The sequence below is a fragment of the Marinigracilibium pacificum genome (genome assembly GCF_012926615.1).
Taxonomy (GTDB): Bacteria; Bacteroidota; Bacteroidia; order Cytophagales; family Cyclobacteriaceae; genus Mangrovivirga; species Mangrovivirga pacifica.
On record NZ_JABBNU010000004.1, the window covers coordinates 183,800 to 200,890 of the forward strand.

Genomic DNA, 17,091 nt, shown 5'->3' on the forward strand with positions numbered 1-17,091 from the left:
CTTTTAAGATTAATGAGAAAGTTTACCTTTTATCTTTTTAAGCTTAAGGGATAGAAATATTTCAAAAATACCTATCACAACGAATGTAATAGCTGTCCATACTACTACTGTTGATCCGGCAACCACAGGATTCCAAAGTAATACAAAAGCAAATATTACTCCCAGAACGCTTAAACCAAGTAATAGACCCCAATTTTCTTCGCCATATTTTTTCATTTCCAGCGACCAGGCAATGCCTAACATAGATCTGAACAGAAGCCCAAACCCAACAACAAAAGCCAGGACAACAAGGCTTATTTCCGGTCTGGAAATCAATATAATTCCTACTATTAAATCCAAAATACCTCCAGCCAGTGACCAGCCCCAGCCATCTAGCTCCTCTCTGTTTGAAAAGGCATATATAATTTCAGAAATCCCGGTAAACAAGAATGTTATGCTAAACACAATAGCTAAAGCAACATAAGCAGTTACTTGGTGTGTGAAAGCATATACTCCTACGATTATAAGGAGTACGCCAGTGATTAGATGTAAATACCAGTTTTTGATATTTGACTTAACTTTTTTTATAATTTGTTCGGCCATAGTGGTAGTTGTTTATATTAATATAAGCCAAACAGTTTATAAAAGCAAGCACCTATCTTGCTGATTTACTGTTATTTACGAAGACATAACAGGAGCTTAATTTTTAAATAACTTTAAATTATTTATTAATTCAGACTTTAACCAAAATAGCTTATCAACTTAATTATCAACTACTTATAAATTGTAATTTATAACCAGGTTAATCTGAAACATGTCAACTTTGTTAATAATAAAGTTTGGGTTATCCGGATATGTACCACTTCCTGGTTTCCATGTTAATAACAATTCAGGCTCAAGCTTTGGCAATTTCTTATGTTTATAATAGAGATCCAGGTTGACATGTGTATAATCTGGCATCGCATATTTGTTTAATTCAGGATCTGTTACTGTGGGCCTAAAATGCCTTCCTACATTAACCGTAGTATTGAAGGTATTTTGCTTCCACTCAAAATTCCGTTGATAGGATACAACTATTGCATGATTATTTGCAAAGCCCTCTGTACGCTCCCTTTTCTGGAAACTAAACAGAAATTCCCTTCCCCACTCTCGAGGAAACAAATACCTTCCGGATGGAAAAATATAATCATATGCAACTGAGAAGTTGCTTTTATTTACTTTCTGATTAAACTTTATACCCAGTATATTTGCTTTTGATGATGTAAAGTATCTTAAAGAATCATTCGAATTACCACCATCTCCTACCCTTATTTGGTTAAGCCATTCAAAGCTAATAGTCGTTTTATTATCATTAAGATATATAGATGGCCTTATGTATAACGAATTAAACAGGTTGTCTGCAAAGTAATTCCAGAGTTCAACTTTAAAAGCTTTGCTTATTTTATAATCAGCATTTGTCACAATCAGATAATCTGAATGGGTATTGTTTTTATAACCTGAAGGAGAACCGTCCTCATTTCTTCCCGTTGGATAGGTGCCAATAGATGACCCTATTGAGAAAAATTTATTTGTAGAACGCGGAGATATTTCATTTATAAGACCTAATTGAAGAGTTGTATTTTTAATAGAGTTAGTCTTATACCAGATACCTTGAATAAATGTTGGAATCATTCTTCCGTCTTGTCCATTCAAAAACGGAGATTTAACCTTCATTCTTCCTATTTTGATATCATGGCCTTTATTATGATACCGGACATATAATTCACCTAACACAGGAATAAAGTCATCTTCAGGGTTCTCCAAATCATATAATCCAAGCTCATATCTGCTCAATCGGTTAGTTGTTGGGTCGGGTATACTTAGGTCTTGAATATTAGTATTAATCGAAACATACCCGGCAACTGCCGCTTCAAAATGGTTATTAAATTTGTATTTATATTTGATAAACCCACCTAGAGCAATAGAATGAAAATCCCTCAAACTATCTTTATTCAGGGTACTCATATAAAAGGTTCGGAATTGACCAGATAACTCTGAATGCTTTATAGAATCGCGATCCTGTGCAAATATTCCACTACCCAGTAAAAGAAAGAAAAGAACTATACTTACTCTCATTTCGTCTTTTTGATTTTATACTTAGCCTGATAATAATCTGCAATTGGCTTAAATGGTCCATATTTATGTTGTAAAGAGTCAAAATCATCATCCCATGGACCATAGGGAGTTGAAACCGGTTTTAGTTTAAGATCAGGAAAGTCATTAATTGTATTTTCCTTTATTGGTCTGTTAAATTTATTAATATATGCTGCTACATGTATAGCTTCTTCATCAGATAATTTTGGATTATCTAAAGTTGCCTGTCCAAAAGGCATATTACCTTTTATAAATGCTGCAGCTGTGAGCAATCTATTCATACCTGCTCCATGATTGTAGGTGTCATCACCCCATAATGGTGGATATTCATAGTATTTTGTACTTGAATTAGATTTTATTCCCTCACCATTTTCACCATGACATACCTGACATTCTGCTTTGTAAATAGTTTTTCCAATAAGTGTATCGGCTTTAAAATCAGGTAAAATGATATTGGCAAACCCTTTATGTAGGTTTATTGTAGAATCAGAAACCCCCTCACTTAGCCAATTCATGTATGAAATAATTGCTTCCATCTGAGGAGAATCTTCGGGTAATCTTATGCCATTCATACTTCGCTCCATACACCCATTTACTCTTTCTTCCAAGGTAGAGACTTTATTTTCTCTGCCCCTGAATTGAGGATAGCGTTTTGAAATTCCTACCCACGAAGCAGCACCAGCCTTCGTCCCACCCTCTAAATGGCAGTTTGTACACGACAGGTTATTTCCCGAGTATCTGAGACTTTCGCTACTCACTTCAGACCCCATATATTTTGAAGATTGGCTAATTAATAAATATCCGTATTTAATTTCCTGGCCAATTTTCCCGGAAGGTAAATCAGACTCTATGGATTTTATCTCTGAATTAGATACAATAGCCTTTGATTTGAATAAATCAGGTTTAATATAGGCTACTTCCAGGATAGTAAATACTATTATAACTCCTGAAACCAGCAATAGTAATATTATCGACAGCTTACTTATTAGTTTTTCAATGTTCATTTAAAAAAATTGATTAGACCAAATTCAGGTAAAGCTTTTTTAACTAACTCCCCTTACCTGAAAACACCAGATTTTACAGAAACCAATATGTTTTTCAGGTATCAATTACAAAAGTAGCTTGCTGTTGATTGGTAAAAAGTAACTATAGTCACATTTGGCTAATAAAAAATGCCACTATATATAAGTGGCATTAAATTTATATCAATGTCGTACTATTCTTTATTTCTTCACAAGTCTGGCAAGTAGTGATAATACAAACAAGACAACGAAAATAAAGAAGATGATTTTGGCAATTGATGCTGCTCCTGCTGCAATTCCTCCGAATCCAAAAATTGCTGCAATTATCGCAACTACCAGAAATATTACTGTCCAACGTAACATAGTGAATTATTTTTTAGTTCTGCCCAATTTGTTACCAAAAGCCTGCCAACTTATTATTTGAGTGTTTTTGGGCATTTTCAATATTTACTTTGGTAGTTATGGGGATAATATTCTACATTAATCGTAGAAAATATCAATCACATTTTCACAACTTATTGATTAACAGAACCTAAGTCACATCTTTTATGAAATGAGAAATATTAGTGGAATTCCCACTAACATAAATAACATCATTAGGCTTAAGATATTCTTCAGGATCAGCCGTAATGAAAATATTATTTCTATTAATGCCAAGGATATTAATTTTATACTTTTCCCTGATATCAGTATCCTTGATAGGTTTATTAATATACCCTCCAGATTCTCTAATTATTGTAATGGCTTCAATATTAATATCAGGAATGTTCAAGGGTCTTATAACCTTTGAGGTATTATCTTTTGTCAATGCATTATAGTTGTCAGACCTAAATGAATGAGCTAGTTGTTTAAGTCGCTGAATCGGAATAAGATACCTATGTAGAGCTCGTGTAAATAACTCAATAGAAGTTTCAAACTCTTCTGGCACAACCTCATCAGCTCCAGTTAATAGCAAGGTATCAATATCCTTTACAAACCGGGTTCGTACAATAATATGTATTGAAGCAGAGTGTGATCGAATACTAGATATTATTCCTTTAATAGCAGCGGAGTCTGAAATTGCTATTATAGCAACTCTGGCCTTTTCTATTCCTGCTTTATGCAAGATAAAATCATTAGATGCATCTCCATAGATGATGTTTTCTCCTTTTTCTTTCTCTAATATTACCGTATCAGGGTTAAATTCTATGATTATATAAGGAACGTTGGCAATTTTTGACGCATGTGCCACATTTTTCCCATTTAGCCCATAGCCAATTATAATTATATGATCATGGAGTAATGTATCAGATGCAGTTTCTTTATAAATATTCTTTCTTTGCTTTTTCCTTTTTACCAAATATTGACTTATTCGTTCAGAATTAATCATAATAAAAGGTGTACATATCATTGAGATAATAGATACTGATAAAAAGTATTGATTAAGTTCTGCTGATAACAGATTATTATCTATACCAACTTGTGATAGGATAAATGAAAATTCACCAACCTGGAAAAGAGAAAGCCCGCCAATAATGGAAGACCTGAGCGGGTACTTTAATAAGATAGCAGCTATCGATGCAATTGTAGTTTTAATTACAAATACCAAAATTAAGACCGGGACAATTATTATAATATTTTTTAACAAGAAAGACAGATCAAGCAGCATACCTATTGATATAAAAAAGAACCCGGTAAACAATTCTCTAAATGGTAAAACCAAACTAACTGCGCGATGACTATAATCCGATTCGGAGATAACCAAACCGGCAATAAATGCTCCAAAGGCTAATGATAACCCAACTTCAGCAGTACCTACGGCAACTCCTAGGCATATTGTTAAAGTAGTGAATATGAACAGTTCATTACTTCTTGTTTTTGCCACAGAATGCAGCAATTTTGGAACCAGATAACGTGCTGCAAAAAGTGTAAAAATGATTATTATTACAGTTTTTAGAGCAAGAGTTGAAATGCTTCCTAAAATATTATCTGATTTTCCTGCCAGTATTGGAGTCAATAACATCATTGGAACAACGATGATATCTTGAAAAATTAAAACACCAAGTGAAAACCTGCCATGCGGGGTATCCATTTCATCTCTGTCTTGCAACATTTTGAAAACGATGGCCGAACTGGATAATGAAAACAAAAAGCCTATAAAAACGGCAAGACTCCAATCTTTAACAAGAATATATATTATGCCTGTTGTAAAAAGTATAGTCAGCCCAACCTGTAGTCCACCTCCCAGTAAAACTGTTTTCTTTATTAAAGCCAATTGCTTTAGTGAAAATTCAAGACCTATAACAAAAAGCAATAAAATGACGCCGATTTCAGCAAGCATTTCAACTTCTTCATTTGCAGCAACGAGAGTTAATCCATATGGACCGATAACTATACCTGAAATAAGAAAACCAATAATTGTCGGAACATTGATCTTATGAAATAAAGAAACCACAATAACGGATATTCCAAGTAGATATAGAATATCGATTAATATGGCAGGAGTATGCATTTGAAGTATATTTAGGATTTGATTAAATATATCCCAATAGTGTGATCTATACTAAAGAAGCACTTTATTTATTCAGTATTGGTTTAAGTTATTTTCCAACGCTTGAAAAAACAACCCGACATCATAACCGTCAACCAACGCATGATGAACATGAACTGATACGGGAATTACCTTCTCTCCCGATATATCAGTAAGCTTTCCCACAGATATTTTAGGACAGCTATCCTTAGTGCCAAATGTTCTGGCATGGCTAATAGAGGTGAACTTAACCCAAGGTATTGATGAAAAATGAATGACATCAATAGTATTTTTCGACACATCTAGTCCTGAACTATTTTTTACCCTTTCAAATTCTTTATTAACCATTTTATTAAACACTTTGAAATCATCATTATATGCAATATTTGAGAATCCAAAGGTTTTATCGTCTCTTAAAACAGTAGATGATATCCCGATACTTTCAAATTCCACTACCTTATCTTCATCAGTTATTCGTAAACGAAAAGCTTTAACTGAATTGACAGCTTTTAAGATAGAATGCATATAAAATAAGGAGAATGACTCTTCATTTGCCTTACACCATTTATATCCGCCTGTACATTTCACATCTGCTGTTAATCCATAGAAAGGCTCATCAAATGACTTAAAAAAATGATAATGTTCCCTTCTATTCCAGTTATCAATATCGAGAATTTTGAATTTTGCCAATTGTAAAAAGTTAATCTTTTGAAATTGAGTTTAATTTTCCAATTAGGAATGCAAGAATTATAGCAAGGTATAATTGACCCGCTACCCCTGTAAAAATTGCAATCGATCTACCAAAATTTGAAGTAGGGATTAATTCTCCATATCCTATGGTTGTTAGTGTAACGAATCCATAGTATAAAAAGATTCCGGTTCTTGAACCCACTCCTTGATCTAATACAGCTTGATTAGCAGAGAAGTTAAATGAATTATTATCATACGTATATGCAAAGGCAATGATTAACGATAGAGATAAACCTAGAAGTAAATACCCGTTTATAGCTTCAATAATTACACTTGACGAAACTTTTTTAGCCGCAGCAATAATGAAAATCAGCTTAAAAACGATGTAAAAGAAGAAGAGAAACTCAACAAATGCTATAACTTTAAAAAAAATAGAAGTTTCAATAAATGCAGCTAAAGTTCTGTTTGCAAATAATATTACTCCTATTATGAAAGTCCATGGTTTTTTGCCTGAGCCTTCTTCAATTGATTTAAAGGAAACAACATAGCTACACAATAGGATAATGACAGCATATAATAGTCCATAAATCTTTTGTTTATAATCTTCATGTACCATATTATTAATGAAGATTGTATAGAATAAAACTGCTGTCAATAAAAAGTTGACCCATAGATTAATTTTAGTTCTTTTAACCATAATTATTCGGCTTTTTCAATCTTCTCATTTACTTCTTCTTTTTCCTCATCATTTAATTCAAGTTCATTTTCTTTATCTTCTTTATAGGTTAAGGCCAGATCTACTAGTACAGGAAAATGATCAGATCCAATTTTAGGTAAAGTTTCCAGTTGAATTAATTGAAAGTGATGGCTACAAAATACATGATCCAGGGGCCATCTCAAAAGTGGATATTTCGCATTAAAAGTATTGTAAAACCCTCTACCCCTTCTTGGATCTAGTAATTGACTTGTCTTAAGAAATAGTTCTGTGGTATGACTCCAGGCAACATCATTCAGGTCTCCTGCAACAATAACTGGCAATTTTTCTTTGGCTGCTTTTTTTCCAACCTTTAAAATCTCGGCGTCACGCTCAGTTGCCCAGGAATTCTCTGAAGGCACTGGTGGTTCAGGATGTAAACAATATAGTTTTATCCTTTGATTTTGAATATTTACTATTGTTTCGATAGATGGAATATCATCTTTGATAAGGTATTTCACTTCAGTATTTTCCAAATCATATTTACTGATCAATAGCATCCCATAGGTATTATCCAGATCTTTGTAAATTCTTTGATGGTAATCCTCACTTAATGACTTATCGACTGCATTTTTCCAATCTTCATCTGTCTCTACGAGCAAGATTATATCAGGTTCATATTCTGATATTAATTTTGTGAGCTTATGATAATTACGATTATACTGATAAACATTAGAAATCATTAACCTGATTTTAACATGTGGGTTATTGCTGACCTTACTAATCTGAACCTTTGAAAATACAGTATAGGGATATATTTGATATGATAAGTAACCAAGGCTTAAAACCAGTCCTGCAATAAAAAAATAATCGAAGGCCTTAAGTTTATTGAATAGCCAAATAAATATACATAATACAACAAAATTAATTACCCACTTTTGAACCCTTGGAAATTCAAAAACCCTGAAAGTCCAGAAATCACTTTTAATTAAAGGAATAAATGTTATCAGAGTGATAACGATAGCTAGAATACGCAGTATAATAGTTTGATATAGAGGCACGAGTAGAATGACTTTGTATGTTATAATCAGTTAAATATAATTGATATTGAATTTATTTAAGATAACAATTTCAATCTAGTTAAATAATCAATCATAATACAAAATCTAATACAGGTTATTATATACTCGAAACTGTTATTTATTATTTAGATTATTAGCAGATTAAATATTAATAATTTAACTTAATAAGTGACATGTATTTTATTTAGTATTAGACTAAGCTGATCAATGGAATCGATATTCCATTATTGTTTGCTACTACGACACTATTGATAATTTCTATTAACATTCTTAACGCTATGAGACAATTTACAAAATTAAAAGTGGGTTTACTTTTGTGTCTGTTTTGTTCTATTTCTTTATTTGGACAGGACAAACCAAACATATTGGTAATATGGGGAGATGATATTGGCACCTGGAATATCAGCCATAATAACCGGGGCATGATGGGATATAAAACACCGAATATAGATCGAATAGCAAAAGAAGGTGTTGGCTTTACTGATTATTATGCCCAGCAAAGTTGTACTGCAGGACGCGCTGCATTTATTTCGGGCAGCGTACCCGTGCGTTCAGGAATGACAAAAGTAGGTTTACCCGGAGCAGCACAAGGTTGGCAAAAGACCGATGTCACGATGGCTACCGTGTTAAAAAGTCAGGGGTATGCTACAGGTCAGTTTGGTAAAAATCACCAGGGAGATCTTGATGAGCACTTGCCTACTATGCATGGATTTGATGAGTTCCTGGGCAATTTATATCACCTGAATGCTGAAGAAGAGCCGGAAAACCGTGATTACCCTAGAGACATGAAACTTAAAAACGGAAAGACCTTTCTTGAGACTTATGGTCCACGAGGGGTTATTCATAGCTGGGCTGATGGCAAGGGAGGTCAGCGAATCGAAGACACTGGTCCATTGACTAAAAAGAGAATGGAAACCATCGATGATGAAACTGTAGCTGCAGCCATTAGATTTATCAAAGAGCAGAACGAAGCCGGTAAACCTTTCTTTGTTTGGTGGAATGGCACAAGAATGCACTTCAGAACACATGTAAAAGAAGAACATAAAGGCATTTCAGGTCCTAGTGGTGATGAGTATCATGATGGCATGGTTGAGCACGATATGCATGTAGGTGAATTATTAAAAGTATTAGATGAACTGGGCATTGCAGATAATACAGTAGTAATGTACTCAACGGATAATGGTCCGCATTATAATACATGGCCTGATGCTGGAACGACACCTTTCCGTAGTGAAAAAAACTCTAACTGGGAAGGAGCATACAGGGTTCCGGCTTTTGTCAGGTGGCCGGGCAAATGGCAAGCAAATGTTACATTAAATGGTATCGTTGCTCATGAAGACTGGTTACCTACCTTTGCTGCAATTGCAGGAGCACCGGATATAAAAGATAAGCTATTAAAAGGAGTTGGACTAAATGGTAGAAACTACAAAAATCATATTGACGGATATAATCTGAATGATTATTTATCGGGGAAAACAGATCAATCACCCCGTCATGAGTTCTGGTATGTTAATGATGATGGTCAGATCGTTGCTGCCCGTTATGATGACTGGAAAGTTGTATTTCTTGAAAATCGTGGTGAAGCATTTGGAGTCTGGATGGAGCCTTTTACCGAATTAAGAGTACCTGCAATATTTAACTTACGAAGAGATCCTTTTGAAAAGGCACAACACAATGCTAATGTATATTATGACTGGTTGTTAGAAAGAGCCTATGTATTAGTGCCAATTCAACAATTAGCAGGTGAATTTTTACAAACTATGAAGGATTATCCTCCAAGTCAATCACCGGGTTCATTTAATTTGAGTTCAATTGAGGAAAAAATAAAAGAAGGATTGGGGCATTAAAAAAATGGTGGGTATAAAGCCCATCGCCTAAACATTTATGATTCGATCTTTAAAAATTGTTTGTGTATTAATTTTATTTTCATCTTTCTATTCGTTTGGACAGGGAAGACAGGCATATGACAATGAAGTCTATAATGACTATTTTGATAGCCTTAAAAACATGGAATATAATAAGTTCCTCCCGATTTTAGGCGATAAGGTATATAAAAGAGGTTATGATATCCAGTATGGTTATGGAATAAGTGCTGTATATTTCACTCAGACTCAAGAGATTGATATTCAGAGAACTTTATTGGGTTTTAATAATAGTGAACTAGTGGATATGAGTGATTTTATAGTATTTGCCCCTACTGTAGCTACTACCAATGCCTATACTGTCAGACCGGATATCTGGATATTACCTTTTCTGAATGTTTATGCAATTATCGGAGGGGGTACAACCCAGACTGATGTTACTTTAATTGAACCCATTGGAATCCAGACATCTCAGCGTTTTGGAGCTTCATCATTTGGCCTTGGTGTTACACTTGTTGGGGCTGTTGGGCCAGTCTGGATGGCCTGGGATAATAATTATAACTGGGCAGATGTTGAAGTAGTGGTTGAGCCTGTACCGGCATATAACGGTAGCCTAAGGATAGGTCATACTTTCTTCAATGCTAATAATCCCCAGAAAAGCCTTGCAGTATGGGCCGGAGCCTTTTACCAGATAATCCAGAGTGATACAGAAGGAAGTATTCCACTACAAAATGTCTTTCCAGATATCGGTAGCGGACAGACAATTGATAATCTAAGAGAATGGGCTTCTACCCTGCCTCCGCCCCAACGATTAATTGCAAATCAAATTATCAATAAACTTGAGGATATCAGTAATGGAATAGATCCCGATAATGCAATAATAAATTACAAGCTTGATAAGAAGGTAGCAAAACCTATGAACTTAATATTTGGTGCTCAATATCAATTTAATAAACATTGGATTTTAAGGACCGAACTTGGGGTATTTGGAAAACGAAGTCAGTTCATGCTTAATTTAAACTATCGCTTTACAGGATTATAGCAATATTTACCCGTAACAGTTTAGTTTAAGTTTTATTTTAAATCTGAACATTATAAATTAAATTAATAGTATTGAAGACTTATAAAACAATTGTTATCAATATCAGTTAATAAAATCTTACTATCTATCACACAAAATCAATAAAGCAATGAGAAGCAGAATACTATTATTTATTCTTTTTCTGAGTTGTTCGGTTCTTTTGAACGCTCAGGACAAACCCAATATACTGGTTATTTGGGGAGACGATATCGGGTGGTCAAACTTAAGTGCCTATGAGCATGGAGTTATGGCCTACAGAACTCCTAATATTGACCGAATAGGAAAAGAAGGCGTTATTTTCACAGATCACTATGCACAACCTTCATGTACAGCAGGTAGAGCAGCATTTATTACAGGGCAATATCCTATCAGATCAGGTATGACAACAGTTGGACAGCCTGGTGATGCGCTGGGACTTCAGAAAGAATCTCCATGTCTGGCAGAAGTGTTGAAAGCAGAAGGATACAGTACCGGTCATTTTGGCAAAAACCACCTTGGCGACAGAAATGAGCACTTACCAACTGCACATGGCTTTGATGAATTTTTTGGTAACCTGTATCACCTGAATACACAAGAAGAAGCAGAGCAAAGAGATTATCAGAATTTTGGTAAGGCATATTCAGGCAATTTAGAAGACTATGAAAAGAAATTCGGTACCCGTGGCGTATTACATTCATTTGCGACTGGTAAAGAAGATAATACTGATGACCCTAGATTTGGTAAAGTTGGTAAACAACGTATTACTGATACAGGCCCGCTTACTCAAGAGCGTATGAAAAATTTTGACAGGGCTGAAGTCATTCCTAAAGCACTTGATTTTATTAAAAGATCTAAAGACGAGGATGAACCGTTCTTTGTATGGTTGAATACCAGTAGAATGCACCTTTATACTCGTATTGAGGATGAATGGTTACAAAAAGTCGAGAAATATACCAGTGAAGCTGATTACTATGGCGCAGGTATGTTACAGCACGATTCTGATATCGGATATGTACTGCAACAATTAGAGGAAATGGGCTTATTGGATAATACGATCATCCTTTATTCTACAGACAACGGACCAGAGCATGCTTCATGGCCACATGGTGGTACTACGCCATTCAGAGGAGAAAAAATGACAACCTATGAAGGTGGTATTCGCGTACCATGTATGGTAAGATGGCCGGGTAAAATCCCTGAAGGAAGATCATTAAATGGTATTCAGGGACACCAGGATTTATTCACAACCCTTGCAGCTGCAGCAGGTGTTGATAACGTTGCCGAACAAGTAATGAAGAGTAAAAATCAATATATCGATGGAGTAAATAACCTTGATTACTGGATGGGAAAAACCGATCAATCAGCTCGTAATCATATATTCCATTACTATGAAAGTAAACTAACTGCGGTACGAATGGGGCCATGGAAATTTCACTTCTCTACCAAGGAAGACTACTATGCGAATGTAATTCCTCGAACAGTTCCATTAGTATTTAATATCCGGATGGACCCTTATGAAAGTTATTCCAGTACCGATGCATATGGACACTTGATGCAAAAGGTTTCCTGGCTCTTACAGCCAATGGGTGAATTGATGGGGCAACATTTAAAAACTCTGGCAGATTATCCACCAGTACAGGGAGGTAAATCATTTGATATGTCTAATGTCGTTCAGGAGTTTATAAATAAATCTAAGCAGTAAGAAAATATATTTCACTGAAACTTAAAAACCTGGTTGCGTTCGCTTTGAACTCAACCAGGTTTTTATTTTATGAAAGCCCACAATAATATTCAAAAGAAAATAACATACCCGGTATAGTTAAATACCAGAAACGATTATTTTAATATCATTATAAATGAATTAACTTATATAAGAATACACTGATTGCTTTCTGGTTATCAATCCCGATAAAAATCATTAATCAGAACTGCTATTTACAAAACAACACGATCAATGAAAACTATAAGTTATTATCTTATTGTAATATCACTCGTATTTCTTGGTTCCTGTTCAGGAAACCAGGAAAGTGAAGATACAACTGAATCAACTGAAAACGACATCGTTGAAGTTGAGGTTAAAACCAATCCTTTAAGAGATGTTTACTGGGGCGATCAGCACGTGCATACTGCCTGGTCTGCCGATGCCGGTGCAGCAGGTACCCGTATTGGCCCTGAAGAAGTACTTCGCTTTGCCAGAGGTGAAGAGGTGATAAGTGCATCACAGCAAAAAGCAAAACTTGCCCGACCTTTAGACTGGGTGGCTATTACAGATCACTCAGATGGAGCAGGTGTAATCAATGCCGTCATTGAGGGAGATCCGGAAGTTATGGGCGACCCAATAGTTGCTCAATATCATGAAGATATGGAAGCTGGTGGTGAGAAAGCCGCAGCAGTTATGATGGATTTAATAAATCGGCAATCAAACGGAAACCTACCTGATGTATTTATGGACCCTGAATTTGCAGCATCAGTTTGGTTACGAAATATTGAAATTGTCGAAGAATATAATGACCCCGGAACATTTACTGCTTTCATTGCCTACGAGTGGACATCCAATTATGGTGGGGGGAATAACCTTCACCGTAACGTGATCTACCGGGATAATGGTGATATAGCGTCCAAGATGTCACCAATGACGACTTTCGACTCTGAAAATCCGGAAGACCTGTGGAAATGGATGGCGAATTTTGAAGAAAAAACGGGTGGCCATTTACTGGCTATTCCACATAATGGAAATTTATCCAATGGTCTTATGTTTCGCACGGTAGCTTTTGACGGAAGCGAATTAACTAAAGAACTTGCCACACTAAGAAATAAATATGAGCGCCTCTACGAAACTACTCAAGGTAAAGGAACAAGTGAGGTCCATCCTTCTCTTGCCGCCAATGATGAATTTGCCAGTTTCGAGATATGGGACAAAGGAAACCTGGTAATGGTTCCTAAAGAACAAGAAATGCTTCAATATGAATATACACGTAGTGCGTTGAAAAATGGACTGATGCTGGAAGACAAGCTGGGTGTAAATCCTTTTAAGTATGGACTAGCATCAGGAACAGATACACATACCGGTTTATCTACAGCCGATGAGAATAATTTCTGGGGAAAATACGCTTCTTCAGAACCAAGCCCCGAAAGATGGGACGAAAAAGCGCTTGATTTTCCTTCTGGTTATGTTCTCGGTTGGGAACTTGGTGCTTCAGGTTATACTGGAGTATGGGCAGAATCTAATACACGTGAAGCACTTTGGGATGCGATGCATCGAAGAGAAACATATGCTTCAACAGGTCCTCGGATGACAGTTCGTTTCTTTGGTGGCTTTGATTATACAGAAGATGATCTGGATATTTCCAATATGGTTCAAAACGGATATGACAAAGGGGTGCCGATGGGAGGAGATCTTTCTAATGCACCTGAAGGCAAAGCTCCGGTATTTATGGTCTATGCAAATAAAGATCCTGAAGGTGGAAACCTTGATCGTATACAGATCATTAAAGGATGGTTGAATTCAAACGGAAAAACTGAAGAAAAAATCTTTAATGTTGCCTGGGGTGATGCAGATTCAAGAAACCTGGATAGCAATGGTAATCTTCCTGAAGTTGGTAATACAGTCAATGTTGAAAAAGCGACTTGGGAAAACAGTATCGGAGATTCTGAATTAAAAGCCATCTGGACTGATCCGGATTTTGACCCAAACCAAAGAGCTTTTTACTATGTCAGGGTAATCCAGATCCCAACTCCACGATGGACTGCTTATGATGCACTGAATTATGATCTGGAGATGACTGATGATGTGCCGATGAGTTTACAAGAAAGAGCTTATACATCTCCAATATGGTATACCCCATCAAAATAACACAGATTTAATTTTTAAAACACGGTCAGTATACTCCTGACCGTGTTTTTTTTGTTATCGATAGTTGATTCAATATAAATGAATTAACTTATATAAGAATACAGCCAATAGCTTTCTGATTATCAATCCACTATAAAAATCATTAACCAGAAATGCTATTTTCAAAACCACACGATCTATGAAACCTATAAGTTATTACCTTATTGTGATGTCGTTCATAATTATGACCTCATGTTCCGGGAATAAGGAAAGCGAAGAAACAGCCCAGACAACTGAAGAAGCAACAGTTGCAAACGAAATTAAATCAAATCCATTAAAGGATGCATACTTTGGTAATGTCCACATTCACACCAGCTATTCATTTGATGGATACACCAACAAATGTCCGACTAACCCTGAAGACGCTTATCGATGGGCAAAAGGAGAAGCTATCCCTGGTGGTGGCGGAGGTGGTGATCTGCAAATAAATGAGCCGTTGGATTTTTATGCCGTTTCCGATCATGCCGAATGGATGGGGATGTTTAAACAAATGGAAAATCCTGAAAGTCCATTGAGTAAACTGGATTTTGCAAAAAGAGTGACTTCAGAGGATCCCGCAGTTTCTTTCCAGGCATTTGCTGATTTTCTATATGATTTCAGTACAGGTGGCGAACTTTCTAAAGAACCCTTGTTTTCAGATCCGGAAATAATGAAATCTGTCTGGGCTGAAATCGTAAAAACAGCTGACGAGCATTATGAACCGGGAAAATTTACTACCTTCCCTGCTTTTGAATGGTCATCCAATCCTAATACTAGAAACCTTCATCGGGTTGTCGTATTTGAGAATTCAGAAAATATTCCTGATCTGGCTTTTTCAACGAATGATTCAGATAAACCGGAAGATCTATGGAAATGGATGGAAGGTTGTCGCGCTAATGGTGCTACTTTGTTAGCCATACCTCATAATGCAAATGCCAGTGATGGATTAATGTTTTCATTAAGAGATTCTGAAGGTAATCCACTTTCAATGGCCTATTCAGAAATGCGGATGAAAAATGAACCCTTGTATGAGATCTCTCAAATTAAAGGAACCTCCGAGGTTCATCCTGACCTCTCTCCAAATGATGAGTTTGCCGGATTTGAATTATGGGATTACACCCTTGCTGCTACTGCAGAACGACCAACAAATAGAAAAGGTAGCTATTTCAGACAAGCATTACTAGATGGAATAGAAATTGAAAAAAATGGAAATGGTAACCCATTTAAATATGGAGTAATTGGTGATTCTGATGGGCATAATTCAGCTGCCTCTGTGGAAGAAGATAATTACACTGGGAAATTTGCTACGGAAAACAGTCCAGCGCACCGTATTAATGGTCCGGAAGGTTTCTCGGAAAAAAACAAACAGCAGTTGCGTGAATTCAGCTCAGGAGGGTTAGCCGGAGTATGGGCGGAATCAAATACCCGTGAAGCTATTTTTGAAGCAATGATGAGAAAAGAGACTTTTGGAACTTCCGGAACGAGAATGAAAGTACGATTATTTGGCGGATATGACTTTCCTGATAATTTATTTGAAAATACCAATTGGGTAAAGTCTGCGTATGAAGGAGGTATTCCTATGGGAAGTACTTTACCGGCTTCTCAAGGAAAAGCCCCTACTCTTGTTATTCATGCCATTAAAGATGCAAACGGAGCGAATCTTGATCGTATCCAGGTAATTAAAGGCTGGGTAGATAAAAATGGTAAGCAAATGGAAAAAATATATAATGTTGTGGTATCAGATGATAGGACAATTGATTCAAACGGCAGTGTAGATCCCGTTGGAAATACGGTAAATGTAGCTGAGGCCTCATATTCCAATAGTATTGGTGATCCTGAATTAAAAACTGTTTGGACGGACCCGGATTTTGACCCTTCACTATCAGCTTTTTACTACGTTAGAGTATTAGAGATACCAACACCCAGGTGGAGTACTTATGATGCAAAGACTCTTGGAATCGAGCCCCGTGATGACTTACCTGTTACCATTCAGGAAAGAGGCTGGTCGAGCCCGATCTGGTATACCCCATCAAAATAACACATGGAATAATTCTTAAAGCACGGTCAGCATACTCCTGACCGTGTTTTTTTTTGTGATCAATAGTTGAATTAATATATATGAACTAAATTAAATACAAGTAATAATGCCAGTAGCCTTCTGATTATCAAACCCACTACAAAGCACAATG

At 36.0% G+C, this 17,091-nt stretch carries 13 protein-coding genes; 5 read left to right on the top strand and 8 right to left on the bottom strand.

Features of this window, described 5'->3' with window-relative positions:
• Window positions 1-9: 9 nt before the first annotated feature.
• The 8 genes from HH304_RS07630 to HH304_RS07665 all read right to left on the bottom strand — a co-directional run bounded on the left by HH304_RS07630 (window position 10) and on the right by HH304_RS07665 (window position 8,088).
• Window positions 10-582 carry an HdeD family acid-resistance protein gene (locus tag HH304_RS07630; protein WP_169679809.1) on the bottom strand — a complete coding sequence of 191 codons (573 nt, stop codon included), beginning with the start codon at window positions 580-582 and terminating at the stop codon, window positions 10-12.
• Window positions 583-756: 174 nt separating this feature from the next.
• Entirely contained in the window at window positions 757-2,094 is a 1,338-nt protein-coding gene (locus HH304_RS07635; protein WP_169679812.1) for an OprD family outer membrane porin, read from the bottom strand.
• Window positions 2,091-3,116 carry a c-type cytochrome gene (locus tag HH304_RS07640; RefSeq protein ID WP_169679815.1) on the bottom strand — a complete coding sequence of 342 codons (1,026 nt, stop codon included), beginning with the start codon at window positions 3,114-3,116 and terminating at the stop codon, window positions 2,091-2,093. Before HH304_RS07640 ends, HH304_RS07635 begins: the two co-directional genes overlap by 4 nt.
• Before the next feature lie 219 nt (window positions 3,117-3,335).
• A complete protein-coding gene (locus HH304_RS07645; RefSeq protein ID WP_169679817.1) occupies window positions 3,336-3,497 on the bottom strand; it encodes a DUF1328 family protein in 162 nt (53 codons plus the stop codon).
• A 169-nt stretch (window positions 3,498-3,666) separates the two neighbouring features.
• Window positions 3,667-5,625 (bottom strand): monovalent cation:proton antiporter family protein, encoded by a 1,959-nt coding sequence (locus tag HH304_RS07650; protein WP_169679820.1) that lies wholly within the window; start codon window positions 5,623-5,625, stop codon window positions 3,667-3,669.
• Between the two features lie 72 nt (window positions 5,626-5,697).
• Window positions 5,698-6,333, bottom strand: coding sequence for a chloramphenicol acetyltransferase (locus HH304_RS07655; RefSeq protein ID WP_169679823.1), 636 nt, complete (start codon window positions 6,331-6,333; stop codon window positions 5,698-5,700).
• Between the two features lie 10 nt (window positions 6,334-6,343).
• Window positions 6,344-7,030, bottom strand: a complete 687-nt coding sequence (locus HH304_RS07660; protein WP_169679826.1) for a potassium channel family protein — start codon at window positions 7,028-7,030, stop codon at window positions 6,344-6,346.
• A 2-nt stretch (window positions 7,031-7,032) separates the two neighbouring features.
• Complete coding sequence (locus tag HH304_RS07665; RefSeq protein ID WP_169679829.1) at window positions 7,033-8,088, bottom strand: endonuclease/exonuclease/phosphatase family protein; 1,056 nt, start codon at window positions 8,086-8,088, stop codon at window positions 7,033-7,035.
• Between the two features lie 299 nt (window positions 8,089-8,387).
• On the opposite strand from HH304_RS07665, the gene HH304_RS07670 reads away from it, so the two are divergent.
• From HH304_RS07670 to HH304_RS07690, 5 genes are all read left to right on the top strand, one after another.
• Window positions 8,388-9,956: an arylsulfatase gene (locus HH304_RS07670; protein WP_169679832.1), complete on the top strand. Its 1,569-nt coding sequence runs from the start codon at window positions 8,388-8,390 to the stop codon at window positions 9,954-9,956.
• Window positions 9,957-9,993: 37 nt separating this feature from the next.
• On the top strand, window positions 9,994-11,013 hold the full coding sequence (locus tag HH304_RS07675) for a hypothetical protein (RefSeq protein ID WP_271711540.1): 1,020 nt from the start codon (window positions 9,994-9,996) through the stop codon (window positions 11,011-11,013).
• 148 nt (window positions 11,014-11,161) lie between these two features.
• Window positions 11,162-12,733, top strand: a complete 1,572-nt coding sequence (locus HH304_RS07680; protein WP_169679835.1) for an arylsulfatase — start codon at window positions 11,162-11,164, stop codon at window positions 12,731-12,733.
• 252 nt (window positions 12,734-12,985) lie between these two features.
• Window positions 12,986-14,884 carry a DUF3604 domain-containing protein gene (locus tag HH304_RS07685; RefSeq protein ID WP_169679838.1) on the top strand — a complete coding sequence of 633 codons (1,899 nt, stop codon included), beginning with the start codon at window positions 12,986-12,988 and terminating at the stop codon, window positions 14,882-14,884.
• Between the two features lie 178 nt (window positions 14,885-15,062).
• A complete protein-coding gene (locus HH304_RS07690; protein WP_169679840.1) occupies window positions 15,063-16,940 on the top strand; it encodes a DUF3604 domain-containing protein in 1,878 nt (625 codons plus the stop codon).
• Window positions 16,941-17,091 lie beyond the last annotated feature (151 nt).

Bases quoted from the DNA above. Each gene is read 5' to 3' on its own strand.
- HH304_RS07630 (WP_169679809.1), bottom strand. From the start codon at position 582: ATGGCCGAACAAATTATAAAAAAAGTTAAGTCAAATATCAAAAACTGG.
- HH304_RS07635 (WP_169679812.1), bottom strand. From the start codon at position 2,094: ATGAGAGTAAGTATAGTTCTTTTCTTTCTTTTACTGGGTAGTGGAATA.
- HH304_RS07640 (WP_169679815.1), bottom strand. From the start codon at position 3,116: ATGAACATTGAAAAACTAATAAGTAAGCTGTCGATAATATTACTATTG.
- HH304_RS07645 (WP_169679817.1), bottom strand. From the start codon at position 3,497: ATGTTACGTTGGACAGTAATATTTCTGGTAGTTGCGATAATTGCAGCA.
- HH304_RS07650 (WP_169679820.1), bottom strand. From the start codon at position 5,625: ATGCATACTCCTGCCATATTAATCGATATTCTATATCTACTTGGAATA.
- HH304_RS07660 (WP_169679826.1), bottom strand. From the start codon at position 7,030: ATGGTTAAAAGAACTAAAATTAATCTATGGGTCAACTTTTTATTGACA.
- HH304_RS07670 (WP_169679832.1), top strand. From the start codon at position 8,388: ATGAGACAATTTACAAAATTAAAAGTGGGTTTACTTTTGTGTCTGTTT.
- HH304_RS07675 (WP_271711540.1), top strand. From the start codon at position 9,994: ATGATTCGATCTTTAAAAATTGTTTGTGTATTAATTTTATTTTCATCT.
- HH304_RS07680 (WP_169679835.1), top strand. From the start codon at position 11,162: ATGAGAAGCAGAATACTATTATTTATTCTTTTTCTGAGTTGTTCGGTT.
- HH304_RS07685 (WP_169679838.1), top strand. From the start codon at position 12,986: ATGAAAACTATAAGTTATTATCTTATTGTAATATCACTCGTATTTCTT.
- HH304_RS07690 (WP_169679840.1), top strand. From the start codon at position 15,063: ATGAAACCTATAAGTTATTACCTTATTGTGATGTCGTTCATAATTATG.